Genomic DNA, 24,269 nt, shown 5'->3' with positions numbered 1-24,269 from the left:
CTCAGCCGTTGGACGGAAAGTTCAGGGACGCCCCAGATTCGTCGTTCTGGGCGGGCCAGCGCTGGGTGACGACTTTGCCCCGCGTGTAGAAGCGCACCCCGTCGGGGCCGTAGATGTGGTGGTCGCCGAACAGCGAGTCCTTCCACCCGCCGAACGAGTGCTGGGCCGCGCGCACAGGCACCGGCACATTGACGCCGATCATCCCGACAGTGACCCTGCTCTGGAACGTGCGCGCGGAGTGGCCCGAGCCGGTGAAGATCGCCGTGCCGTTCCCGTAGGGATTCGCGTTGATGAGGGAGACGGCGTCCTCCAACGTGTCGACGCGCACCACGGCCAGGACCGGCCCGAAGATCTCCTCCTCGTACGCGGACATCGCCTCCGTGACCCTGTCCAGGACCGTCGGCCCCACGAAGAAGCCCTCCTCGTGCCCCGTGACGACGAGGTCCCGACCGTCGACGACGACGGCCGCTCCGTCCTGCTCAGCCTCCGTGACGAGCCGCCGCACCCGATCCTGCGACGCCGGAGTGATGAGCGGGCCCATCTCCACCCCGTCCTGGGTGCCCTCGCCCACGGTGATGGACCGGGCCCGCTCGCCGACCTTCGCCACCAGCTGCTCCGCGGCGTCGCCCACTGCCACAGCCACGGACACGGCCATGCACCGCTCGTAAGCGGAGCCGAACGCCGCGGCGGAGAGGTGATCGGCTGCGAGGTCGAGGTCCGCGTCGGGCATGACCACCGCGTGGTTCTTGGCGCCCCCGAGGGCCTGCACCCGCTTTCCGTGCCGCGTGCCCGTCTCATAGACATGCCGTGCGATCGGGGTGGACCCCACAAAGGAGATCGCGTCGACCAGCTCGTGGGTCAGCAGACCGTTGACGATCTCCTTGTCCCCGTGCAGCACTTGGAAGACGCCGTCCGGCAGCCCTGCCTCCTTCCAGAGCTCGGCCAGCAGCAGCGACGCTGAGGGGTCGCGCTCCGAGGGCTTGAGCACGAACGCGTTGCCGGTGGCGATGGCCAGGGGCGCCATCCACAGGGGAACCATTGCAGGGAAGTTGAACGGCGTGATGCTTGGCGACGACGCCGAGCGGCTGCCGGAAGGAGAAGACGTCGATCCCGGAGGAGATCTGTTCGGTGTACTCGCCCTTCAGCGTCTGCGGCAGGGCGCAGGCGAACTCGACGACCTCAAGGCCGCGTCCCACCTCGTAAGCAGCGTCGGAGAGCACCTTGCCGTGCTCAGCCGTGATGATCGCAGCGAGCTCCTGGGTATGGCTGTGCACCAGTTCGCGGAACTTGAAGAGCACCGCCATGCGCCGGGACAGGAGGCCTCCGACCATGAGTCGGCGGCGGCGCGGGCCGCCTCCAGGGTCTTCTGGAGGTCGCGCTCATCTCCGAGGTGCAGACTGCCGCTGACCTCGCCCGTCGCCGGGTTGTACACCTCCTGCCGACGCTCGCCCTGGCCGGGGTCCGGCGTGCCGCTGATCCAGTGTGTGATGTCGGTGATGCTCATGAGCTCTTTCCTTCCTCGCCCAGCAGGTGACGCTGCCGGGATTTGAATTCTGCGTACGTGGTGCGGGCGGAGATGGTGGAGTCCAGCTCTGCGACGTCGGCGACCGGCACGTCCCACCAGGACTCGGAGTCCGGGGAGTCCAGGTACAGGTCGGAGTGGATGTGGATGAGGACCGGGCCGGATCCTTCCGGCCTGGCCTTCGCCTCGGCCACAGCTGCCCGCAGGCGGTCGACGGCATCTGCGCCGGGCTCCACGCGCAGCACGCTGACGCCCAGCGATGCGGCGTTGGCGGCAAGATCGACGGGAAGAGTCTCCCCGTCCCCGTCGGCGGGGTGCCCTGCTGCGCGTACCGGTACTTCGTTCCGAATCGCTCAGAGCCCACCGATTCGGAGAGGGAGCCGATGGAGGCGAACCCGTGATTCTGCAGCAGCACGACGATCAGCTTGGTGCCTTCGGCCACCGCAGTCACCAGTTCGGTGTGCATCATGAGGTAGGAGCCGTCGCCGACCATCACCACCACATCGCGCCCGCCGTCGGGGCTTCCCGCCGAAGCGAGGGCCTCATGCAGCGCGGCGCGCTTGACCCCCAGGCCGCCGGCGATCTCGTAGCCCATGCAGGAGAACGCGTACTCCACGTGATAGCCGTAGGGGTCCCTGACGCGCCACAGCTTGTGGAGGTCGCCGGGAAGGGATCCCGCTGCGCAGACGACGACGTCGCGATCATCCATGGCCGCGTTCACGGCGCCGATGATCTCGGTCTGCGCGGGGAGCGGCTGATGGCGCACGCTGAAGGACTCGTCGACGGCCGCATTCCACCGGGCCCGCTCCCTGCGCACCAGCTCCGCTGCCTCCGACGGCAGCCGGAACCCCGCGGCGCTGAGCCCATCCTGAAGCTCGGGGAGCGTCTTGCCTGCATCCGCGACGATCTGCACCGACGCCCCGGCCTTGTAGGCATCCATGCCCGCAATGTTGACGTTGACGAATCGGACATCCGGGTTCTGGAACGCGGTCTTCGAGGCCGTGGTGAAGTCTTCGTACCGGGTGCCGATCCCGAGGATGACGTCAGCGTCCCTGGCGTACGCGTTCGAGGCCGTCGACCCGGTGGAGCCGATCGCGCCCAGGCACAGCTCGTGGTCCCACTCCATGCTTCCGACGCCGGACTGGGTGTACGCGACGGGAATGCCGGTGGCCTCCGCGAACTCCCGGAGCCTCTCCGCTGCGAACGCGTAGTGCACTCCCCGCCGGCGATGATGAGCGGCTGCCTGGCATCGCGGAGCACCTCAACGGCCGCGGCGATGTCCTCGGCCTCAGGCCCGGGCCGCCGGATGCGCCATCGGCGGGGAGCGAGGAACGCCTCCGGGACCTCCAGCCGCTCCGCCTGGACGTCCTGGGGAAGCGCAATCGTCACCGCGCCGGTCTCGGCCGGGTCCATCAGGACGCGCATCCCGCTGAGCAGTGCGGAGAACAGCTGCTCGGGCCGCTGCACCCGGTCGAAGTACCGACTGATCGGCCGGAAAATGTCGGCACACGTGACGTCGTAGGAATGCGGCAGCTCCAGCTGCTGAAGCACCGGGTCCGGGGCACGGGTGGCGAACTCGTCGGAGGCGAGCAGCAGGGCGGGCAGACGGTTGGTGGTGGCCAGGGCGGCACCGGTGGCCATGTTCGTCGAGCCGGGGCCTATGGACGCCGTCACACCGTAGGTCTGCCGGCGGCGGGTATGCCTGGCGTAGCCGACCGCCTGATGCACCAGAGCCTGCTCATTGCGACCCTGGTGGTAGGGCATGAGGCCGGACGCCTTGACCTGCGACTGCTTGAGCGCCTGACCGACTCCGGCAAGATTGCCGTGCCCGAAGATGCCGTGCATCCCCGGAATGGTGCGAACCTCGACGCGTTCGCCGTCGACGACGTCCACGGTCCACTGGTTGGCGAGGAACTCCACAGCCGCCTGCGCGACGGTGAGGGTGCGGGTGCGCGTGCTCATCGGGTCTCCTGGGTGGTGTGAGTCAGCAGGGATGCGGCGGTCTCGACGGCGGAGGCGACGTCGCCGTCGTCCGGGTACAGGAGGGTGCGGCCCACGGTGAGCCCCTGCACTCCGGGAAGGCGCAGGGCGCTGCGCCACGACTCGAGCGCCTCGTCGGTGCTGCTGCTGGGGTCGCCGCCGAGGAGAACCGTCGGAAGAGTGGTGGCGGCCATGACCCGCTCCATCTCCTCGACCACGGGCAGCTTCATCCAGGTGCGCGCCGAACGCGCGCCCAGGCCCTGGGCGATGGCAACCGACTGGATGACCGCCTCTGTGGTGAGCACGTTGGTGACACGCTCGCCCCGGGCGGTGGAGAGGAAGGGCTCCACCATGGCGATCATGCGCCTCTCATGCAGCGAGTCGACCGCCCGCGCCGTGGCCTCGAGGGCCGCGGTGGTGTGCTCGGAATCGAAGGCGATGCGGGTCAGCATCTTGCCCCCGTCGGCTCCGATCTCGGCGAGGGCCTCAGCCGTGTGGCCGGTGAACCGGTCATCGATCTCGTTGACCAGACCGGGCAGCCCGCCGCGGTTCATGGAGCCGAACAGCAGCTTGCCCTCCAGCGCCCCGATGAGGAGCAGGTCGTCCAGCACGTCCGGGGAGGCGAGAACCCCGTCGACCATGGGGTTGGCCAACGCGATGCGCAGGCGGTCCAGCAGGGACCGGCGGTCGGCCATGGCGTGGACGTCGTCCTTCACGGCGAGCGCGCCGCGTGCCGGATGGTCGGCGGCGATGATGAAGTTCTGCCGTCCGCAGACGGGCCCCGGGTGGGGGCGACGGGCCCGCGCGGCACGGAGCACGGCGTCGGGATCCTCGAGACGGATGCGGGTCAGCGCTTCGTAGCGCGCGGGGCTGTCATCGCCGGGTTCGCTGAGGGTCAGACTCTCGGTGGTCATCGGCTCAGCCCTGGCCCTGAGGCGCCGACGGCTGGGCTGCGGCGGTCGGAGGAAGGTCGCGGCCTCGCCCCTGCAGCATGGCGCGCAGCTCGGCCTCTGCGGGCATCGCTTCGGAGCATGCGATCCGGGCCGCCACGTGCGCCCCGGCGGCGTTGGCGAAGTCGAGGATGCTGCGCAGCGGCCAGCCTACCAGAAGCCCGTGGCAGAGCGCGCCGCCGAAGGCGTCCCCGGCCCCGAGGCCGTTGACCGTCTCCACGGGTATGGGCTCCGAGACGACCCGCTCCTCAGGCGTCGCCGCCATCACGCCGGCCGAGCCCAGCTTGACGACCGCCAGCTGCACTCCCGCCGCAAGGAGCCGGTCCGCCTGCTCGTCCGGTGTGCCCTCTCCGACAGCGACGGAGCACTCCTCGGAGTTGCCCACGGCGACCGTGACGAAGGGCAGGATGCGCTGGACCTGCTCACGGGCCTGCTCCTTGGACGACCAGAACATCGGCCGGTAGTCGAGATCGAGGATGGTGTGCTGCCCCTCGGAGAGCATGTCGCGCGGACGCACCCGATGCATCGCGACCTGGGCCTCGCGGGATGCTGGGCGCACCATGCCGGTGACGGTGGACCAGAAGATCGATGCCTCGCGCACCGCTTGGTAGTCCACCTCAGCGGCGTCGATCTCCCAGTCCGGCGCGGTGGGGCGCCGCCCGTAGAAGTACAGAGGAAAGTCTTCGGGCGGCTGGATCGCACAGAAGGTGACGGGGTCTGCAGGTCCGGCACAGGCGTGGCCCACTTGGGGTCCACGCCGTAGCGGGAGAGCTCGGACCGGAGAAAGTCTCCGAAGGGTCGTCCCCGGTCCGGGTGATGAGAGCTGTGCGACGACCGTGCCGGGCCGCGGCGACTGCCACGTTGGAGGGGAGCCTCCGAGGTACTTGCCGAAGGTTTCGACGGACTCGAGGCCGACTCCGATGTCGTGGGGTAGATGTCGACGCTGATGCGACCGGTTGTGATGACGTCGTAGTTCAACTGTCTCTCCTCAGCGGATTCGGGTGCGGGAGCCGCAGCCGCAGAGATAGCGGCGCGTTCGTGCGGCGATGGGCAGCGGAGCGTCGAAGGAGGAGACCGGGTACATGTCCTGCTCAACAATGCCGAAGAAGCTGCGGCCGAGCTTTCGAGCTCCTCGACGATCTCGGACAGGTCAGGCAGCCCGGTAAGCGGCTCCACCATGACCCTGCCCTGTTGGCCTCTGCCCAGGTCATGCTCTCGCGGCGAACAGTCTTCAGAACTGCGGGGTCGACCTGCTTCAGGTGCAGGTACTCCACACGCTCCGGGTGCTGTGTGAGGATCTCCGCGGAGGATGCGCCGCCGTATTCGGCATGGCCGGTGTCCAGGCACAGCGTCACGAACTGGGGATCCGTCCCCTCCAGGAACCGGGTGATCTGATCCTGGCTGCACACGTGGGAGTCGGCGTGGGAATGGAACTGCTGCCGCAGGCCGTACTCCTCCTGAAGAACCCTCCCGAGCTCGTTGTGGTAAGCGAAGAGACTCTCCCACTGCTGTGGGCCGAGGTGCTCCTCCTCGACGGCCTCGCCGGTGACGTCGTCGCGCCACATCGCGGGAATAACGACGATGTGCTGACCGCCGACGGCTGCCGTGAGCTCTGCAACCTCGTGGACCTGCCGCCAGACGGCCTCCCGCTCCTCAGCGTCAGTGCGGTGGAATCCGGTGAAGACGGTGCCTGCGCTCACCTGCAGATCGCGTGCGGCCAGCTCGTCCCGCAGCCGCGCCGCATCGGTGGGCAGGTATCCATACGGGCCGAGCTCCACGTAGTGGTATCCGGCTTCGGCCACCTCATCGAGAAAGCGGTGCCAGGGGGTCTGGAGCGGGTCCTCGGCGAACCAGACTCCCCACGAGTCGGGGGCGGTCCCGATGAGGAGGGGCGATGCCGTGCCGTCCTGCGCTGCGGAGGGTGTGTGCGTGGGCTTCACCGTCACCGGAGACCTCCTCGGATCCGTCCTCAGGGATGCCGCGCCGGGGACGCGGACATCACAACGTGTCGTAGAACACTCTCCACTTTGTGATGTCCGGTTGTCAAGACAATTAGGTGACAGCGCCCGCACTGTCCTGCCGCGGGCCGAACGACCGCATGCCGTCCGACGGCGCCAGCGTGCCGCTCAGCACGGACTCGCCCAGCAGAATTGGTTCCGCACTCGCCGGGCGGACCGTCGACCTGAGGTCGGGGCACCCCTCTCAGAAGCAGTCACGCCCGTCGCCCCCGAGAGGCCATGGCGCATTCGTGCAGCCTCAGAGCCCTTTCACGTTCGCAGGACACCCACGCGCTCAAGGGCGCCAGACGCGGCTTTTCGCCGCTGACCTGCGCTTTTCGATGACTTACCAGAAAAGTCCAGTGCGGCACCATAGCGGCCCTCTGCACGTACGTGCAGTTTCGTTGACTGTCGAATGTGAGCCTCCTCACAATAGTCATAGGCGAATTTTCGCTCCCAAGAAATATCAATCTAAGGACGATCATCTTGAGTGTTAAAAGTTCGCATTCATCTGATTCTCAAGATGTTTTTCGTTCGTCCTGTCTGCGCCCGTCGGCGGAGGCCCTCGCCTCACGGCCCCACGCTCAGGTTCTGGTCATCGGCGGGGCATCAACGGAGTCTCCGTCTTCCGCGACCTGGCTCTGCAGGGGGTCGATGCGGCGCTGGTCGAGAAGAATGACTACTGCAGCGGAGCCAGCGGCGCCTCGTCACACATGATTCATGGGGGCATCCGCTACCTGGAGAACGGCGAGTTCCGGCTGGTGTCGGAATCCGTGGACGAGCGCAACGACCTGCTGAAGACCGCACCGCACTACGTCAAACCCCTCAAGACCACCATTCCCATCTTCACGACCTTCTCCGGACTGCTCTCCGGTTCCGTGGGCTTCCTCTCGCGTCGCCGCGCAGAGCGCACCGAGCGCGGCGCCGCGCTCATCAAAGTGGGCCTCACCGTCTACGATGCCTTCTCCCGCCGGCGCGGCTCGGTGCCCCGTCATCGATTCGTGGGCCGCACGACCGCGCTGCGCGAGATGCCCATGCTGCACCCGGGCCTCCGCTACGCAGCCACCTACTTCGACGCCTCCGTGCACAACCCGGAGCGACTCACCCTCGACGTGCTCTCCAGCGGACTGGAGGCGAACCCCTCGGCGCGGGCCTCCAACTACGTGAGCGTCCGGTCCATGGGGCCCGACGGCATCCTCCTGCGGGACGAGAGCACCGGGACGGACTTCGGATTCACCGCCGATGTGATCCTTAACGTCACCGGCGTGTGGGTCGACGAGACCAATGCCGCCTCCGGCAGCCCCACCGCCTACATGGGCGGCACCAAAGGTTCGCACATCGTCCTGGACCACCCGCTGCTGCTGAAGGCCTGCGCGGGCCGGGAGGTGTTCTTCGAGCACTCCGACGGGCGGATCGTGCTCATCTACCCCATCGGCGAGCGCGTGCTGGTCGGCACCACCGACATCGAACCGTCGGAGGACGAGCCCGTGGGCGAGGCGGTCTGCACCGAGGAGGAGATCGACTACTTCTTCGACCTGATCGCACACGTCTTCCCCGCCATCACGGTGGACCGCAGCGCCATCGTCTACTCGTTCTCCGGAGTGCGCCCCTGCCCAGCCACGAGAATCTCGAGCCCGGGCTGATCTCCCGGGACTACCGGCTGGAGCGCAACGAGGAGACCGCCCCGAAGGGCACGCAGGCCATCATCAGCGTCGTCGGCGGCAAGTGGACCACCTTCCGCGCCCTGGGGGCCCAGCTCGCGGATGAGGTGCTGCCCATGCTCGGCATGAGCCGACAGACGACCACCCAGGGCCTGCCCATCGGCGGCGGCCGGGACTACCCCGCCTCCCGACGAGGCGGCCGCGTGGATCGATCAGCACCTCTCCGACCGCGTCAGCCGCCCACGTGCCGTCCAGCTCTTCGAGCGATACGGCACACGCGCCCCTGAGGTGCTCGACCACCTGCAGCGCCACGACGACCGGCCGCTCGCCTCAGCCCCGGAGCTGGGCACCGCCGAGGTCATACGCATGATCGAGCGCGAACAGGCCCTGCACCTGACCGACATCCTCCAGCGGCGCACTGACCTCGCCTTCACCGGACGCGTCAGCGACGAGCTGCTGGACGAGCTCGCCTCGCTCATGGGTGAGCACCTCCGCTGGAGCGACGCCGAGAAGGCATCCGAGATCACCACCACCCGCCACCTTCTGAGCCGACGGCACCATATTCGGCTCTGACCAGCACAGCCCCACACCTTCGATGAGATTGGAAAGCACATGTCACTGCTAGAAATATTCGTCTCCGAAATGTTCGGAACCGGGATCCTGATCCTGCTCGGCTGCGGCGTCGTCGCGAACGTCGCCCTGACCAAGACCAAGGGCAACAGCGGAGGGTTCCTGATGGTCAACTTCGGCTGGGGCCTGGCTGTCTTCGCTTGCGTCTTCGTCGCGTTCGCCTCCGGCGCGCACATCAACCCTGCTGTCACGATCGGGCTCCTGGTCAACCCTGACACCGCCGAGTACGCCCCGGGGCCGAGATCACCGTGGCCACCACCCTGATCTACTTCGCAGGCCAGATGGTCGGCGCCACCCTCGGGGCCGTCTTCGCATGGCTGTCCTACAAGCAGCACTTCGACGCCGAGCCGGACCCCGCCGCGAAGCTCGGCGTCTTCTCGACCGGCCCAGCGATACGGTCCAAGGGCTGGAACATGGTCACCGAGATCATCGCCACGTTCGTCCTGGTGTTCGTCGTCATCCTTTTCGCCAACACACCCAGCGGCCTCGGACCATTGGCCGTCGCGCTGCTCGTCGTCGGCATCGGCGCCTCCCTCGGTGGACCCACCGGCTACGCCATCAACCCGGCCCGTGACCTGGGCCCCGCATCGCCCACGCCCTGCTGCCCATCAAGGGCAAGGGCACCAGCGACTGGGGCTACTCCTGGGTCCCCATCGTCGGACCCGTCATCGGCGGCGCCATCGCAGGGCTCACCGCACCCTCCTCACCATGGCCAACGGCGGGTGATCCATCTCGCCCCACAGCACCGCATGACCTGAATGCCGCGCGATGCCCCGCGTTGCAGGACCCGACACCCTAAGGAGAGCACCATGTCGAACTACATCATTGCCATCGACCAAGGCACCACCAGCACTCGTGCGATCATCTTCGACCACGAGGAACCATCATTTCCAGCGGGCAGAAGGAGCACGAGCAGATCTTCCCGCACGCCGGCTGGGTGGAGCACGACCCGCCGAGATCTGGGCCAACACCCGTGAAGTCATCGGCCAGGCCCTGTCCAGCGCGAACCTGACGCGCCACGAGATCGCCTCAGTCGGCATCACCAACCAGCGCGAGACGACGGTGATCTGGGACCGGCACACCGGAGAGCCCGTCTACAACGCCATCGTCTGGCAGGACACCCGGACCCAGCACATCGTCGACGAGCTTGCCGCCGACGGAGGACCCGAGCGCTTCAAGGACCGCGTCGGGCTGCCGCTGGCCACCTACTTCGCCGGAACCAAGATCAAATGGATCCTGGACAACGTCGAGGGCACCCGCGAGCGTGCAGAGGCTGGCGACCTGCTCTTCGGCACCACCGACAGCTGGCTGGTGTGGAACCTCACCGGAGGCACAGACGGCGGAGTGCACATCACCGACGTCACCAACGCCTCACGCACCCTCTTCATGGACCTGAAGACGCTGGAGTGGGACGACGAGATCCTCGACATCTTCGGGGTTCCCAAGTCGCTGCTCCCGAGATCAAGTCATCGTCTGAGGTGTACGGCACGGTGCACGGCCGCCAGCTGCTCCGCGAGGTGCCGGTGGTGGCATCCTCGGGGACCAGCAGGCTGCGACGTTCGGCCAGGCAGCCTTTGAGAAGGGCGGCGCGAAGAACACCTACGGCACGGGAAACTTCCTCATCGTCAACACCGGCGAGGAAATCGTCCACTCCAAGAACGGGCTGCTCACCACTCTGGCCTACAAGCTCGGCGACCAGAAGCCGGTCTACGCCCTGGAGGGCGCCATCGCGGTGACGGGCTCGCTGATCCAGTGGCTGCGGGACAACCTGGGCCTCATCAGAACCGCCCCGGAGGTCGAGGAGCTCGCCAGGACCGTCGAGGACAACGGAGGCGTCTACATCGTCCCCGCCTTCTCGGGCCTCTTCGCCCCTACTGGAAGGGCGACGCTCGGGGCGTCATCGTCGGGCTCACCCGGTACGTCAACAAGGGGCACATCGCTCGGGCCGCCCTGGAGGCCACCGCGTTCCAGACCAGGGAGGTCCTCGACGCGGCGAACGCCGACGCGGGCGTGGACATGGAGGATCTGCGCGTGGACGGCGGCATGGTCGTCAACGACGCCCTCATGCAGTTCCAGTCCGACATTCTGGGAATCCCTGTCATCCGACCGAAGGTCGTGGAGACCACGGCCCTGGGCGCGGCCTACGCAGCTGGGCTCGCTGTGGGCTACTGGGAGACCACCGACGCGGTGACGGCCAACTGGTCCGAGGACAAGCGCTGGGAGCCGCAGATGGACGCAGCGGAGCGCGAGCGGCAGCTGCGGCTGTGGAAGAAGGCCGTGACCCGCACCTTCGACTGGGTCGACGACGACGTCAGGGGCTGACCCCATCCTCTGATGCGATGAGGGGCTGCGATGCACCGGCGGGCGCCGGTCGTCGCGGCCCCTTCGCGACTACTCCACGCGCTGCCGGTACGGGTCGTACTGCGGACGCTGATAGGAGAATTCCCGCCCTGGCGGCCCCGAAGGGCCTGCCGTGATCGGCGTACTCCTCACGGAAGAAGATGATTCTCCACGGGCCGATCTGCAGGCGTGAACCGGTCCGCAGGACGACTCGGTCCGTCGAGTCGGCGTTGACGCTGCCTGTGGTGACGCCGCGACTGACCACGATGTACTCGTCGCGCTCATCGTGGATGATTTCGGCGTGCTCGGCGGAGATGTCGCTCAGCTGAAGGTCGCAGTGGTCCGCGCTGCCGATGAGGGTGCGGCCCTTCTCGAGGTTGAACTCCATCAGGGGCCCCGGACCGAGCTCCGGATGGTTCTTCACCAGTCGCAGCCTGGGACGGCCCGAGCCGGGGGCGCTGTGGGTGGTGGTGACCCTGCGACGGATGCGGCGGTTGACCGTCGGCACCAGGGGCCACGGCGTCGCTAACGGCAGGAATGCTGCCCCGGCGGAGTCGTCGTCGGCGCTGGGCTTGGTCATCCGCGACAGGGTCCGCAGCGACTCGTAGCGGACCCATTTGGAGCGGGAGAGGATCCGCTGGGGCAGTCGCGCCGAGACATCGCCGATGGTCAGAACCTTGCCCTGAGGCACCACGAGCGAGAGTGTCATCCCCTGACCGGCCAAGCCTTCAGCCAGCGTACGCACCGCCTCGGTGAGAGCCCGAGACCTCTGCAGGACGGGACCTTCGCTGGTCAGAGTGACCGTGATGTGCTTCCCGGAGGCCGTGATGGACCCTTCCAGCGGTGCCGGGGTGCGCCCATTGGTTTCAGGCTCAGACCAGCTGAAGGTCATATCGATGTCCAGGCGCACCATGGGTCACCTTTCGGTCCAGTGATCGGAAGGATCAGCTTTCGTTGTCAGTGGTGGACACGCGCAGAGTGCCGTCGAACTTCCAGACGGCTCGTGGTGCGTCAGGCCCGATATCGCGGGGAACCTCCACCGTCATATCGACCAGCGTGTAGTCCACCATTGCTCCGCGGCCGGTGAGATAGGCCCACATCTCACGTCCCAGATCGGCCCAGTCACCAATTTCATGAGGCTGGTTTGATTCGTTTCCCTGAAGGTTCGATTCCGTCATGACATTCCCTTCGATCAATGAAAAACTCTCACCAAAAGAGCGTGCAACCAGTCAACTAAACCCAATTGCCGATTGAGTATTGTCAACGGTATCACCAGTTAAGCCTCTTGGGAACGGTGCAGAGCGCACTCGCAAGGGGTCCGGCTCGGGTGCTCGCGCCGGACCGTCCGTAAGGAGAGCCTCACCCTCCCTCCGAGCCTTCTCCGAGCTCTCTCTCCGGGTGGGGGCCGAAGGTGAAGTGCCTTCCGCTGATCTCGGTGGGCCGGATCTGCACGTAGTAGTCCTTCAGCGTGGACACCCAGGGCTGCAGCCCCAGCGACTCGGCCTGCTCGATCTCCGCTGCTCCCTGCAGCCAATGGGCGTGCCCTCTGACGATGACGGACCAGCCTTCATCTGTGGAGATCTGATCCGCCTCGAAGAGGACTTCATCGTTGACCGTCAGCTCGGCCAGCTTCTTGCCCGGCGCTGTCCTGAAGATGAGCGTGCGGTCCGGGGCCACTGCATAGTTCACAGGAAAGATGTCCGCCCTCGACCCAACGACGAGGACGAGTCGCCCGACCCGGGCGCCCTCGAGTCGATTCCATGCCTGTTCGGCGTCCAGCACGAGCACCGGCTCGCCCTTCTGGCGCTCGGGGCTCATGATCGGTCCTTGTGCGTGGGCACCACGAGCACGGGGCATGCCGAACGGTTCAGCACAGACTGGCTGACCGATCCGAGCAGCAGCCCGGCGAATCCGCCGCGGCCGCGTGTGCCGATCACCACCAGCCCCGCGGTCCGGGAGGCCTCGGAGACCGCCCCGGAGGGTGAGCCGTCGATGAACTGCCACCGCACCGCCACATCCGGGAACTTCTCGGCCACGTACTGCGCCATCTCCTGCAGGTGGGCGGTGTACTGGCGGCGCAGGCTCGGCAGCTCAAGGTTGTACTGCACCGGGTTGGGGTACCAGTGCGCCCCGTCGAGCGGTGCTGCCGAGACCAGCGTGAGGGGCCACTCCACAGCTGAGCCGCCTGCGCCGCCGCATCCACCACGTCTGTCGATGCGCTGTCGACGTCGACGCCTGCCACGACCTCTGAGTCGAAGTTCAGATTTTGGACGACATTGGAGAATCTGCGGCGCTGATGCGTTCGAGGTGCGGATTCCTCCATCGACGTGATCGGCTCATCCGGGGCCCCCTCAGCAGCAGGGTGCTCCTGGGCCGGGGCGAGAAGCTCCTCTGCGGACCCGGCCTCCCATTTGGCCGGTATGACAAGCGTCGGACAGTGACTGTGCGCGGCCAGCTTCGCCGACACGCTGCCCAGCATGCGCCCGGTGAACCTGTTCCGACCGCGCTTGCCGACCACCGCCACCTCTGCGGAGCTGCTCTCCTTCACCAGCGCTGCTGCCGGGTCGCTCTTCACCGCGAGGATGGTGACCTCAACGCAAGCCTCCTGGGCCTGCGCCGCGTATGACTCAAGCACGCTCTTGGTTGCTGTCGCCATTGTGTCGAGGAACTGGTCCACCTCGGGCACGTAGTCAGCACCAACCACCGCCGGGTACGCAAAGGCTCCCACGAGCCGCAGGGAAGTTCCGCTTCTCCGCGATCCGCAATGCGGCGCGGAATGCTCGCTCGCTGTCTGCAGAGCCGTCCAGCCCCACCAGGACGCCGGGGGTGCGGTCATCATGTGCTTCGTTCGAAGGATCCATAGCCTGACCGTAGACCTGCTTCGATGCTCGGAGTAGGGTCCAAAGTCCTTCGGCGAGAGATGAGGTCAGCGCTGGGCAGCGAGGATGACCTTCAGCGCCCAGAGGTCCAGTCGCATCACTGGGCAAGGGGCCCCGCGGGGTGCGCCTCTCGGTCCAGCAGCGACTGCTTCAGGCCTGTCCCCATGCGAAGCCGCCGAGGGATCCGTCGGCACGCAGAACCCGGTGGCAGGGGACGAAGAGGGCCACCGCGTTGCGGGCGCAGATCGACGCCGCTGCTCGCACGGCTCCTGCGCTTCCGAGGAGCTCGGCGAACTCGGTGTAGCTCACAGTGAGACCGGGCGGTATCTCTCGGAGCGCGGACCAGCCTCGCTGCTGCAGAGCGGTCCCCGATGGGCCACCGGCACGGCGGCTGCGGCCTCGGGGTCTCCCGCATAGTAGGCGCGTACTGCCTCTGCCGCGGCAGTGGTCCCTGCGACCATGCTCTGCGGCCGGAGGCTGGGGTGGATCCGCTGCGCTGCTGCGTGCGGATCGGCGGTCCAACCTGACGCCAGCACCTGCCCCTGAGCGTCGACGATCAGGGTGAACGCGCCGTCGGGCGTATCTATGGTCTGGGCAATCGCACTCTCGGCCATCAGGTCACTTTCTCTCTCGCTGGTGGTGTGGGGACGTCGTCTGGCGAGGGCTCAGGGCCGCACGCCAGAGGTGGGCGGTGACGTAGCTGCGCCACGGCGCGCTTCGCGAGGCCCGCTCGGTCAGCGCCTTGGTCTCAGCGGGCAGGCCTGCGCGGCGCGCCCCGCCGCGCATTGCACTGTCGCCGGGCAGGAACACATCCGGGTCATGCACCACCCTCATGCGGACGTAGTCTGCGGTCCAGGGTCCTATGCCTGGCTGTGCGAGGAGTCTGGCGCGCAGCTCAGCCGAATCGTCGGCCACCCCGAGCGTCAGTGTGCCGTCGGCAAGGGCCGCTGCAGCTCGCGTGATCGCGCGGATTCGGGCAGTAAGCCCGCGCAGCTCCTCGTGGCCCCGCTCAGCGATCGTCTCCATCGACGGGAAGAACCGCTGCGGCTCGCCTGTCCCGTCCTCGCCGACGGCCCCGAGGCTGTGCACGAGCGAGGTGACCATGGTGCGCGCCGCGGCCACGGAGATCTGCTGGCCGATCATGGCCCGGATCAGCATCTCGTGGGGTCGCTGACCCCGGCACACGGATGCCGGGAGTGCGTGCGACCAGCGGGCTGAGCCGCGGGTCGCCCGAGAGTGCCGCGTCGATGGCCAGCGGGTCAGCGTCGAGGTCGAAGAGGCGTCGCGCCCGAGCCGCGAGCATTCCCACATCGCTCAGCTCGGTGACGTGCACCTGCAGCCTCAGACGGTCGGTCCTGCCGGGATCTTCGCGCAGTGCGAACCGCGCGGGTCCGCCCGGCAGAAGAAGTGTGCGGGCGAAGCCGGTCGCGTCCGCAGCTTCCATGCCGGGGATCGCTCGGTCGGCCATCCAGCGAAGTGTTCCCCTCAGGTCGAACGGCTCACGAACCGGAAGGACGAGGTGTATGGAGCCTGGGGCTGGGGTAGGCCCGCGGCGGCGTGCTCGGAGCTCGGTGGGGGTCATGCCGAAGACTTCGCGGAGCGTGTCATTGCACTGTCTGATGCTGCCGAAGCCTGCTGAGAACGCGACGTCGGCGATCGTCAGCTCTGTGCTGGTCAGCAGCAGTCGCGCAGAGTGCGCTCGGTGGGAACGGGCAAGAGCGAGCGGTCCCGCTCCGAGCTCTTCGGTGAGCAGGCGGGTGAGGTGCCGGGGAGAATACCCGAGTCGAGCTGAGAGCGCGTGCACGCCGTCACGCTCCACGACCCCTTCAGCAATGAGCCGCATCGCCCTGCCGACGGTGTCCTGCCGCACGTTCCACTCCGGGGATCCGGGGACCGCATCCGGCAGGCAGCGCCTGCATGCCCGATAGCCAGCTTCGTGCGCGGCGGCGCTGGTGAGGTAGAACTCCGCGTTCTCGCGCTTCGGAGTACGCGCAGGGCACGACGGACGGCAGTAGATGCCGGTGGTCCGCACAGCCATGATGAACTGACCGTCGAAGCGGCTGTCACGTGCCTCGACAGCCCTGTAGCGCTCGTCGAAGCTTCGCGGGACGATCGTCATACGATCAACATCTCACGGATGCATCCGCTCCACTAGCGGGAATCGGACACGGCGGTGGTTCGGGAGCGCGACGGCCTTCCGTCGGACGAAACAGTCCCTGGCCAGCCGTCCCTCGGTACCCCAGAGTGGTCACACAGCAGTGATGCACCACCGCCCACCGCCACCGTCTGCACCCGACGCCCCTCGACACATGACTGGACTGATCACTATGACCACCCTGCAGCTCCGGCGCTCAGGTGCCACCTCATGAGCCCCGGGTCGCGCTCGTCACCGGCTGCGGGAAGGCTGATGGCATAGGACAGGCCATCGCCCGGAATCTGGCCGCGAAGGAGATCAGCGTTGTCGTTGCTGACCGGCAGGCTGCTGGGATCCCCAATCACGCGCAGGCCGCGCGCGATCAGCACAGCGATTGGCAGGGCGTCGATGCCCTGGCTCAGCAGATACAGGACGCCGGAGGCAGAGCCTTGGCCGTTCTGGGAGACATCTCTGAGCCGGAGGACGCCGACCGACTCATCGCGGAGGCGGCTGACTTCGGCGGCAGACTGGACATTCTGGTCAACAACGCAGCGGCGCCCCAGGGACTGGACCGACAGGATATCGAGGAGATCCCGCTGGAGCTCTGGGACCAGCAGATGCAGGTCAACCTGCGCGGAACGTATCTCATGTCCAGGGCTGCGGTGCACGTCATGCGCCGTCAGCGGTATGGCCGGATCGTGAATATCTCATCCATGGCGGGAGTTGACGCGGCGCCGCACTCGACTGCGTACTCCGCCTCCAAGGCAGGGGTGCTCGGCCTGACCCGCTCCCTCGCGATGGACGTGGGCCCCTGGGGTGTGACCGTCAACGCAGTCTGCCCTGGACTGATCGGGACCAGCCGGGCCTTTCTTCGACAGAATCCAGCAGATCTTGATGTTGACTCCTACCTGGCCAGCAGGGGACGGAAGATCCCGGTCGGCCGGGTGGGCACGTCGGAGGACGTCGCCGCCGCCGTCTCCTATCTCTCCTCCGAACAGGTAGGCTATGTCACGGCCCAAACACTGATCGTCGATGGCGGAGGGCTGACTCCCTTCCCCTCGCCCAGCCTGACGAGTAAGCGTAGGCGCAGCGGGCCCACCATCACGGCGGTCCGGTGAGGCTCCCGTCGGTTTATTCCCTCTCGCGCGGCCACTGCTGGTGCACCAGCTGCACCACGCTGACTCCGCGACGTGCGGCCTCGCGCTCCAGAGCAGCCACCAACGCGGGGTCGAGCGGTTCACCAGGGCGGCTCACGGGTTCGCGCTCGACGGCGGCGCCCTCTGACATCGGCGGCTCGGCGACCGCGTGGCCCGGCCCGGGGTTCGGCCTGCGCGCTTCCGCAGGCTCGAGAGCAGGGCGCCAAGACTCCGCACAGAACAGCGAGGATCAGCACCACGCCGTACAGGCGCGGAAATGATTCCCCTCCCATCCGGAGTCCCATATGAGCAGCAGCGTGAGAAGGACTGCCACCGCTGTGAGGCCCAAACATGCTGCCAGCAGGAGGCGGATCAGCTGGTCGCGGTGGGCCGTCGACGCCACCACCAGGTTCGCGAAGCTCAGCGCGATGGTCAGCGTGATTCCTGAGAAGAGAACCTGGAACGGTTCGAAGTCCCAGCTCCACTCTCTCCAGATCAGCACGAGGCTCCACCCCAGGGTGAGCATGCTGACGACCACGCCCGCCACCCCGAGGGATCTGCTTAAGCACGAGCGAAGGTGGCCCCGCAGCAGAGCATCGCCAGGCTGAAGAGTCCCACGGTCACGGTGCTCAGCAGCACCTTTCCCCGGTCTCCCGAAGCTCACTCCGAGGAGGACCAAGATCCCTGCGCCTGCCGCCACGCAGAACGAGACGACCATTGCCCAGAGAAAGACCCGCCGAATCCGCAGACCTACACCCCGCTCATCCATTGCGCCACCATCTCCCCGGCTCAGCGACATATCTATGGGCTGAGACTACCCCGCAGCGCACGTTCAGCCGGTTCGACGGCGAGCACGCGGTGCCGGGCGACGCCGCGCGGGGGCAGCGCGTGCGGGTGCCGCGCTCGACCGACAGTGCCCACCAGCTCTCCGAGGCCCTCCACGACCATGCGCACTTCGTCGTCCTCAGACAGCGGCGGGGGCACCAGATCTCCTCCGGCCTTGCCCCACAGCTCAGCGAGACACCCGCCGTTGCCGACCGTTCCTGAGCCGAGCACATCGCCGGGGACCACTCGCGACGCGCGGGATGCGTAGGCGATCAGTTCCGGGAAGGTCCAGGCCATGTTTGAGACGAGGTCTTCACCGACAAGTTCGTCGTTGACGTAGACCTCGGCGCGCACGGCGAGGAACCCGTCGGCATCACGGTGGACAGCCATCTCATCGGCGGTGACGATCCACGGCCCCAGGGATGTGGCGAAGTCCTTACCCTTCGCGGGCCCGAGGCTGTTCCGCATCTCAGCAGCCTGGATGTCGCGGGCCGACCAGTCATTCATGATGACGTAGCCGAACACATGCTCCTCGGCTGCCTCGACATCCAGGTCCTCCCGGAGCGGCCCTCGACCCCTCCGACCACCACCGCAACCTCCAGCTCGAAATCCAGCCTCTCGGTGGTAAGCGGCCGAATTCGACGACCCGCCCCAAAGACCTGATGCGGATTCGTGAAGTAGAACGTCGGAGCTTCGTACCAGGCGGCGCCGACCCGCGGATTGCCATTCTCATCAGCGCTCATGCCCTCAACATGCTCCTCGAAGACGGCGAAGTCACGAATCGATGCAGGGACCAGGGGCGCCAGCAGCGTCACCGCTGAGAGCGGGGTCGCCCGGTGAGGGTCGGCGCGGGCATGGAGCTCCGACGCCGTGCCGAGTCCCACCGAAAGAACGTCCGCCACGGTGAAGCCGTCAGGGAACGGCACGACCCCGTCATCGATCACGAAGCCCTCACCGGTGGTGCCCGCGTGGTTCCAACGCGCGATCCTCATCGCTCATCCCTTCTCTTCGGCGCTTCGAGCGCAGCCGCGTTGTCACCGAGGACAGCGCGCTCGGCCTCGGCGCTCAGCCCGCTCGCTCGGACGAACCCGACGGGGTCCTCGCTGCCCATATCGAATGGGTAGTCGCTGCCCATCAGCACCTGAGACTCTCCCGCGACCTCGATCAGCTGCCGCAGAGCACGGGGTCATGCACCACAGTGTCGAACCACATCTTCGTCAGGTAGTGAGAGGGCGGATGCTGGCACCCTGAGCATCGGCCCGGACTCGCCACGCATGGTCAGAACGACCGATCGCGGTGGGCACGTAGCCGCCGCCGTGCGCCGCCACAATCCGCAGGTCCGGATGGCGGTCCAAGACGCCCGAGAAGATGAGATGCGAGAGCGCCACAGCGTTCTCCACCGGCTGACCCACGGTATTCGCAAGATAGAAGCGATCCAGACGCTCATCGAGGCTGCACCCGAAAGGGTGGATGAAGACCGGAGCGCCGAGTTCGGCCGCCCGCTCCCAGAAGGGCTCCAGACGTTCATCTGAGAGTTCCACGTCTCCGGCGCCTGAGGAGATCTCCACACCGAGCAGCCCACGTGCGATGACGGCGTCGTCGAGCAGCTCGCGCGCGCGTTCGGGCCACTGCAGCGGTACGAGGCCGAGCCCCAGCAGCCGCTCAGGTTCGTGGGCCGCATGTTCGGCGATGAGTCGGTTGGCCTCCCCGCAGGCGAACACGGCCAGCTCCTCCCCGCCCATGGGTAGTAGTGATTGGGCGAGGCGCTGACCCACTGACGATCCACTCCTGCTCATCCATCACGCGCAGCCGCTCCGCGACGTCGATCAGACGCGGAATGCGCGCGGCGACCATGGGACCGGAGACGCGTTGGCTGGCGGCTCCGTTGCGGCGAGTGTCGAGTTCCGCTGCAGCAGCCACACCCTCGGGCGCTCGAGACTCGACCTCAGCATGAAGCGAGGGAGCAGGACATGTGCGTGAACGTCGACGATCATGCCGGCACCGCCACTCGCTGGGCCACCGACGCTAGGAGCTGGGGCACGTCGGAAGAGTGGTCCTCGCCGTCGCGCTGCCACTCCGCGAGTTGGACCGAGGCATTCACAATGGCCGCGGCCCGCTCGACGCGTCGCTGGTGGAACTGATCCCACAGGTCCTGATCCACTGCGCTGTGAGCGAGAAGCAGCTCCGTCAGCACCAGCGCATCCTCCAGGCCCTGGGCAGCTCCTGCGCGATGGTCGGCGGACACGAATGGGCCGCATCTCCGATGATCACTGCACGGCCCCTGTTCCACTGCCCGGGGACGACGTGCTTGGTGAACCAGGTGTAGTTCACCTGCGCGGCTCCGGCGGTGAGGTCCGCACGCACCTGCTCCCAGGGCCCTCCGTATCCGCGACTCTGCTCGATCACCAGTTGAGCTGCATCATCGGGGCGCATCTCGAAATGGTCCTGCGCGTCCGAGACCAGGAAGGCATACATCGAATCGTGCCCAGTGGGTGTATACCCTGCGATGTAGCAGGGACCACCGTAGTACAGCTCGGTGCATTCGACCTCAGCAGGGCGAGATACGAAGGCGCGCCAGATCCCCATCCCGGTGCGCTCAGGCCCGGATTCGATGCCCATGGCCGAGCGCACCGTGGAATGGATGCCGTCTGCCCCGATGAGGAGGTCGTAGCGGCCCGCCGAATCCGCCTCGAGGATGACCTCGACGGAGTCCTCGTGGTTGATCAGATCGACCACCCGCCTACCGAACTTCACGTGTGCCCCGGCGCGGACGGCGTGCTCATAGAGGATTCGGGTGAGCTCCGCGCGAGGCATCCCCATGGCCGAGGGCAGTCCCGTCTGAGGGTGCTCTCCGTCCTTCATGCGGGCGATGACCGGAGCCTCTGGACCGGGGGCGCGCAGACCCATCCCATCGAAGGGGAAACCCGCATCGCGGGCCTCCTCCCAGACCCCCAGCTCTTCGAAGGCGCGCAGCTGTTGCCCTGCAGAGAGATTCCCGATCCGACAGATGTCAGTTCGTGGTGGGCCTCGAAGACGTCGACTGCCACGCCTCCTTTGGCCAATTGGATGGCGGCGGCAAGTCCACTCACGCCGGTGCCGACGACGGCCACCTTCTTTGCTGCGGTCATGACGGGAACTCCTTCGGATTCAGGGGTGCTCAGAGTGTTGCGATCGGGTTGATCGGCGAACCGACCGCCCCGGTGATGGGGAGCGGCTGGGCCGAGAGCAGAAAATCAAAGCGGCCACGTTCAGCACATGCCTGCCCGATCCGTTCCAGGTCCCACATCTCGCCGACGGTCAGTCCCATGTTGGGGATGACAATCTGATGCAGCGGCTGGAAGGACTCGTGGAACTCATTGGGACGAACTTCGAACCCCACGTATCGGTCGCGATCGCGGCGATCTCGCTCCGGTAGAGCCAGCGGGCCGTGGTGATCGAGAGGCCCGGCGCAGGTCCCCCTGCGTAGTCGCCCCATCCCTCGCGACGAACCCGCGCGAGCTGGCCGGTTCGAACAAGCAGAATGTCGCCGCGGCCGACCGCGGAGGAGGCTCCCTGGGCAGCGATGCACGAGTCCAGATCCTCTTCAGTGATGGCGTACCCGTCCTCGAGCTCACCGGTCTCCGGACGCAGGTGCCTACCCATGTCGAGCAGCACCCCCGCGAGACGATGACCGACGCTGCCTTCTCGATGCCGGTCACCCCGTCGCCCTGCGTGGTGACGACATCTCCGGCTCGACGGCCGTTCCACGCGTAGCCGCGGTCGAAGATGTGGCCGAGCCCATCCCACTGGGTGGAGCACTGCAGCGGCATCATGATCAGGTCATCCGCACCTCCGATGCCGTGGGGAAAGGCGTCGAGGCTGCGCTCGGCATCCAGACCGGTGCCGGTCATGGTGTGCACCGGGTTGTTCCGCTTCTTCCATCCCTTCTGCGGGCCGTCCTCGTTGAACTCCTGACCCAACGAGACGGTGATGCCCTCGGTCACCAGTCGGGCTGCCTGGGTGCGTTTGGCGCTGTCGATGAAGTTCAGGGTGCCCAAGACATCGTCTTCGCCCCAGCGACCCCAGTTGCGGTACGCCTCTGCGCGAAGCGTGACCTCCCCCTGCGGGATCGTTCGGGTCCAGGTCTGCCGGATCAGTGGAGAGTGAGCTCATGGTGTGCCTTTCTGCGCATCCTCTGCGATGCAGCGAACCGTCTGGGTGCCGAGACCTTCGATGGAGCCCTCCATCACATCCCCGTCCCTGAGCAGGCGCCCCAGTGGGCGCCGTTGCTTACCGGACTGCCGGTCAGCAGCAGGTCTCCTGGATTCAGCGGCATATTGAGCGACGCTGCGGAGATGAGCGTAAGCAGATCGAACAGCAGATCGGAGGTGGAGGCGTCCTGCATGCGACTGCCGTTGAGATTGAGCACCACCCCAGATCCTCCGTATCGACGAAGTGTGCGGGGACCAGGAAGGGACCGGTGGGCAGGAAGCCGGGCGCATTCTTCGAGCGGTACCAGTCGGCGCCGAGCCCCTTCGAATCCTCACGAAAGACCCGATCCCGCGTGGTGATGTCATTGCAGATGGTGTAGCTTACCACGTGCGACATCGCGTCCTCGCGGGTGATGCGGAACCCGCCCCTGCCGATCACCACGGTCAGCTCCAGCTCCCAATCGTGCTGGTCGCTGTAGGCCGGGAGCTCCAGGGAACGTCATCGCCCACTACGCATGCCGGAAGTCCGATGAAGAAGTACGGCTCACCCGTTGCAGTCCGCTCGTCCATCATGCGGGCGGCAGCCTCGCGGATCTCCGTCTCCGAACGCGAGTCGTCCTTGCGCATACTTGCTGCCACCAGGTCGATGACGTGGGTTCGGTAGTTGGCGCCGGTCTGCACGATCTGCTGCGGTTCTACCGGGGCCGTCAGGCTGACCTCGTTGAGCGACCTCCATGGTCCGCCGGTGTCCACCAGCCGTTCCAAGCGGTCCCAGTCAGGCGCTGCCAAGAACTCATTGAGGTTCCCTGCCCCAAGCTCTTCGGCGCCGAGCGCATGGATCTGCTCTCCTGCGACGAGGCCGAGGCGCACTGCCTCACCGTCGCGGAAGCGTGCCAGCGCATAGGGGCGGTGAGCCCCGGAGTGAATGTCACGGCAGCCTTCCTCTCAGCGATCACTCGAGGATCCGGCGACCAGCTGGTCACGGACTTCCTCCGTGATGCCCTCCTCGGTGGCGCTGGGGCCGTCGGTAAGCGGGAAGGACTCGGACAGCGAGGCATGCATGGTGCCGTTCTGATAGATGTCGTAGGAGCCCTGCGACGTCTTCCAGGTGTTGGGCTCCCAATCCGGCACGTAGTTGCGGTATCCGCCGGTGTTGAGCTCGATGCGCATCGTGGACGGCTCGCGGTAGTAGAGGAAGGACTGTTCGCCGATCCCGTGGATCGTGGGGCCGTATTCGATGTGCACACCGTCTTCGATGAGCGTGTCGGCGGCGATGAGCATCTCTTCGCGGGTGTCGACCCAGAAGGCGAAGTGATTGACGCGACCGGAGCGGCTCGACCCGTCGAGCACGATGCCGAGATCATGGGACTTCTCATTGGTGGTGATGACCGAGAAGACCGAAAGCGGAACGTCCTCGAGAACCGTACGCGCCATGATGCGGTAGCCGAGCACCTCGCTGTACCACTCGGCGAAGGCGTCCACGTCGCTGGCGCAGATGGTGACGTGGTCCAGATAGCGGGGAGCGCCGGCGACCTTGCTGCGCTTCTGCGGGCGGTCGGGGAAGACCGAGGCGTGCTCTCCCTCCTCGAAGCGGAAGTGCCGCGCGTCCCAGTGCAGCGTCATGCTGTGGCCCCAGGGCCCCACGAACTGGTAGGCGCGACCGATGTCCAAACCATCGAACCACTCACCTGTGACACCCGCCGCCTCAATGCGGCTGACGGCCTCTTCGAGAGCCTCAGCGCTGGAGGTGCGCCATGCCATGGTCGCCAGAGCAGGCTCCTCGCCGTGCTCGATCACCAGACTGTAGGTGTAGTAGTCGCCCCAGCAGCGCAGATATACCCTGCCGTCCTTCCGCGCAACCTCCGTGAGACCTACCTTTTTGACGTAGAAGTCCACCGATGCCTCAACATCAGGACTGACAAGCGCCACGTATGACAGGTGGGAAAGAAGTGTGATCATTCTCGGTCCTTTCGGTGACCCGCAAGGGGCAGCGTCCCCGAGTGGGCCGCGTGACTCTCATAGTGC

Annotated in this window: 12 protein-coding genes and 13 pseudogenes; 5 read left to right on the top strand and 20 right to left on the bottom strand. The window is 66.8% G+C overall.

All coding sequences use genetic code 11. From position 1 onward, the window contains the following. Position 1 precedes the first annotated feature (1 nt). From K0H76_RS06135 to K0H76_RS06115, 5 genes and pseudogenes are all read right to left on the bottom strand, one after another. Positions 2-1,504 (bottom strand): annotated as a pseudogene (locus K0H76_RS06135) (CoA-acylating methylmalonate-semialdehyde dehydrogenase). After that, positions 1,501-3,484 (bottom strand): annotated as a pseudogene (gene iolD / locus K0H76_RS06130) (3D-(3,5/4)-trihydroxycyclohexane-1,2-dione acylhydrolase (decyclizing)). Before iolD ends, K0H76_RS06135 begins: the two co-directional pseudogenes overlap by 4 nt. Then, positions 3,481-4,416 carry a deoxyribose-phosphate aldolase gene (locus K0H76_RS06125; protein ID WP_258934823.1) on the bottom strand — a complete coding sequence of 312 codons (936 nt, stop codon included), beginning with the start codon at positions 4,414-4,416 and terminating at the stop codon, positions 3,481-3,483. Before K0H76_RS06125 ends, iolD begins: the two are co-directional and overlap by 4 nt. A gap of 4 nt (positions 4,417-4,420) precedes the next feature. Further along, positions 4,421-5,430, bottom strand: a pseudogene (iolC, locus tag K0H76_RS06120) (5-dehydro-2-deoxygluconokinase). Positions 5,431-5,440: 10 nt separating this feature from the next. Next, a pseudogene (locus tag K0H76_RS06115) lies at positions 5,441-6,392 on the bottom strand (sugar phosphate isomerase/epimerase). A 600-nt stretch (positions 6,393-6,992) separates the two neighbouring features. On the opposite strand from K0H76_RS06115, the pseudogene K0H76_RS06110 reads away from it, so the two are divergent. The 3 pseudogenes from K0H76_RS06110 (at position 6,993) to glpK (ending at position 11,062) form a co-directional block, all read left to right on the top strand. Next, a pseudogene (locus K0H76_RS06110) lies at positions 6,993-8,683 on the top strand (glycerol-3-phosphate dehydrogenase/oxidase). Positions 8,684-8,722: 39 nt separating this feature from the next. Next, positions 8,723-9,431, top strand: a pseudogene (locus tag K0H76_RS06105) (aquaporin family protein); the annotation flags it as partial. Positions 9,432-9,549: 118 nt separating this feature from the next. Next, positions 9,550-11,062, top strand: a pseudogene (glpK, locus tag K0H76_RS06100) (glycerol kinase GlpK). On the opposite strand, the gene K0H76_RS06095 reads toward glpK, so the two are convergent. The 4 genes from K0H76_RS06095 to K0H76_RS06080 form a co-directional block, all read right to left on the bottom strand. Beyond that, positions 11,052-11,993, bottom strand: a complete 942-nt coding sequence (locus K0H76_RS06095; protein ID WP_258934822.1) for an FHA domain-containing protein — start codon at positions 11,991-11,993, stop codon at positions 11,052-11,054. The pseudogene glpK and the gene K0H76_RS06095 overlap by 11 nt on opposite strands. A 31-nt stretch (positions 11,994-12,024) precedes the next feature. Then, on the bottom strand, positions 12,025-12,258 hold the full coding sequence (locus K0H76_RS06090; protein WP_146339723.1) for a hypothetical protein: 234 nt from the start codon (positions 12,256-12,258) through the stop codon (positions 12,025-12,027). A gap of 181 nt (positions 12,259-12,439) precedes the next feature. Then, positions 12,440-12,898, bottom strand: coding sequence for a pyridoxamine 5'-phosphate oxidase family protein (locus tag K0H76_RS06085; RefSeq protein WP_146339725.1), 459 nt, complete (start codon positions 12,896-12,898; stop codon positions 12,440-12,442). After that, positions 12,895-13,254, bottom strand: a complete 360-nt coding sequence (locus tag K0H76_RS06080; RefSeq protein WP_258934821.1) for a universal stress protein — start codon at positions 13,252-13,254, stop codon at positions 12,895-12,897. The genes K0H76_RS06085 and K0H76_RS06080 overlap by 4 nt, the downstream gene beginning before the upstream one ends. A 303-nt stretch (positions 13,255-13,557) precedes the next feature. On the opposite strand from K0H76_RS06080, the gene K0H76_RS06075 reads away from it, so the two are divergent. Further along, positions 13,558-13,770, top strand: a complete 213-nt coding sequence (locus tag K0H76_RS06075; RefSeq protein ID WP_258934820.1) for a hypothetical protein — start codon at positions 13,558-13,560, stop codon at positions 13,768-13,770. A gap of 286 nt (positions 13,771-14,056) precedes the next feature. Here K0H76_RS06075 and K0H76_RS06070 read toward each other — a convergent pair. Continuing rightward, positions 14,057-14,573 (bottom strand): annotated as a pseudogene (locus tag K0H76_RS06070) (methylated-DNA--[protein]-cysteine S-methyltransferase). Between the two features lie 4 nt (positions 14,574-14,577). Next, positions 14,578-16,078, bottom strand: a pseudogene (locus K0H76_RS06065) (helix-turn-helix domain-containing protein). Between the two features lie 236 nt (positions 16,079-16,314). Here K0H76_RS06065 and K0H76_RS06060 point away from each other — a divergent pair. Further along, entirely contained in the window at positions 16,315-17,211 is an 897-nt protein-coding gene (locus K0H76_RS06060) for an SDR family oxidoreductase (RefSeq protein ID WP_258934819.1), read from the top strand. Between the two features lie 13 nt (positions 17,212-17,224). On the opposite strand, the gene K0H76_RS06055 is transcribed toward K0H76_RS06060, so the two are convergent. The 9 genes and pseudogenes from K0H76_RS06055 to K0H76_RS06015 all read right to left on the bottom strand — a co-directional run bounded on the left by K0H76_RS06055 (position 17,225) and on the right by K0H76_RS06015 (position 24,203). Then, positions 17,225-17,380 (bottom strand): hypothetical protein, encoded by a 156-nt coding sequence (locus K0H76_RS06055; protein ID WP_258934818.1) that lies wholly within the window; start codon positions 17,378-17,380, stop codon positions 17,225-17,227. 99 nt (positions 17,381-17,479) lie between these two features. Then, complete coding sequence (locus tag K0H76_RS06050) at positions 17,480-17,947, bottom strand: hypothetical protein (RefSeq protein WP_258934817.1); 468 nt, start codon at positions 17,945-17,947, stop codon at positions 17,480-17,482. Positions 17,948-18,030: 83 nt separating this feature from the next. Continuing rightward, positions 18,031-18,579 (bottom strand): fumarylacetoacetate hydrolase family protein, encoded by a 549-nt coding sequence (locus K0H76_RS06045; protein WP_258934816.1) that lies wholly within the window; start codon positions 18,577-18,579, stop codon positions 18,031-18,033. Next, positions 18,558-19,046, bottom strand: coding sequence for a hypothetical protein (locus K0H76_RS06040; RefSeq protein ID WP_258934815.1), 489 nt, complete (start codon positions 19,044-19,046; stop codon positions 18,558-18,560). The genes K0H76_RS06045 and K0H76_RS06040 overlap by 22 nt, the downstream gene beginning before the upstream one ends. After that, positions 19,043-20,048: pseudogene (locus K0H76_RS06035) on the bottom strand (amidohydrolase). The gene K0H76_RS06040 and the pseudogene K0H76_RS06035 overlap by 4 nt, the downstream one beginning before the upstream one ends. Then, positions 20,045-21,182 (bottom strand): annotated as a pseudogene (locus K0H76_RS06030) (FAD-dependent monooxygenase). The pseudogenes K0H76_RS06035 and K0H76_RS06030 overlap by 4 nt, the downstream one beginning before the upstream one ends. Before the next feature lie 29 nt (positions 21,183-21,211). Then, positions 21,212-22,206: pseudogene (locus K0H76_RS06025) on the bottom strand (cyclase family protein). Then, positions 22,203-23,171: pseudogene (locus K0H76_RS06020) on the bottom strand (fumarylacetoacetate hydrolase family protein). The pseudogenes K0H76_RS06025 and K0H76_RS06020 overlap by 4 nt, the downstream one beginning before the upstream one ends. Positions 23,172-23,189: 18 nt before the next feature. Next, positions 23,190-24,203 (bottom strand): VOC family protein, encoded by a 1,014-nt coding sequence (locus K0H76_RS06015; RefSeq protein ID WP_258934814.1) that lies wholly within the window; start codon positions 24,201-24,203, stop codon positions 23,190-23,192. Between the last annotated feature and the right edge of the window lie 66 nt (positions 24,204-24,269).

This window comes from Nesterenkonia pannonica (assembly GCF_019575955.1).
Lineage (GTDB): Bacteria > Actinomycetota > Actinomycetes > Actinomycetales > Micrococcaceae > Nesterenkonia > Nesterenkonia pannonica.
The sequence above is the reverse complement of the archived record's forward strand: the minus strand, read 5'-3'. Positions and strand labels throughout refer to the sequence as shown.

Bases quoted from the DNA above. Each gene is read 5' to 3' on its own strand.
- K0H76_RS06075 (WP_258934820.1), top strand. From the start codon at position 13,558: ATGCGCCCGGTGAACCTGTTCCGACCGCGCTTGCCGACCACCGCCACC.
- K0H76_RS06040 (WP_258934815.1), bottom strand. From the start codon at position 19,046: ATGAGGATCGCGCGTTGGAACCACGCGGGCACCACCGGTGAGGGCTTC.
- K0H76_RS06050 (WP_258934817.1), bottom strand. From the start codon at position 17,947: ATGGTCGTCTCGTTCTGCGTGGCGGCAGGCGCAGGGATCTTGGTCCTC.
- K0H76_RS06090 (WP_146339723.1), bottom strand. From the start codon at position 12,258: ATGACGGAATCGAACCTTCAGGGAAACGAATCAAACCAGCCTCATGAA.
- K0H76_RS06095 (WP_258934822.1), bottom strand. From the start codon at position 11,993: ATGGTGCGCCTGGACATCGATATGACCTTCAGCTGGTCTGAGCCTGAA.
- K0H76_RS06125 (WP_258934823.1), bottom strand. From the start codon at position 4,416: ATGACCACCGAGAGTCTGACCCTCAGCGAACCCGGCGATGACAGCCCC.
- K0H76_RS06085 (WP_146339725.1), bottom strand. From the start codon at position 12,898: ATGAGCCCCGAGCGCCAGAAGGGCGAGCCGGTGCTCGTGCTGGACGCC.
- K0H76_RS06055 (WP_258934818.1), bottom strand. From the start codon at position 17,380: ATGTCAGAGGGCGCCGCCGTCGAGCGCGAACCCGTGAGCCGCCCTGGT.
- K0H76_RS06015 (WP_258934814.1), bottom strand. From the start codon at position 24,203: ATGATCACACTTCTTTCCCACCTGTCATACGTGGCGCTTGTCAGTCCT.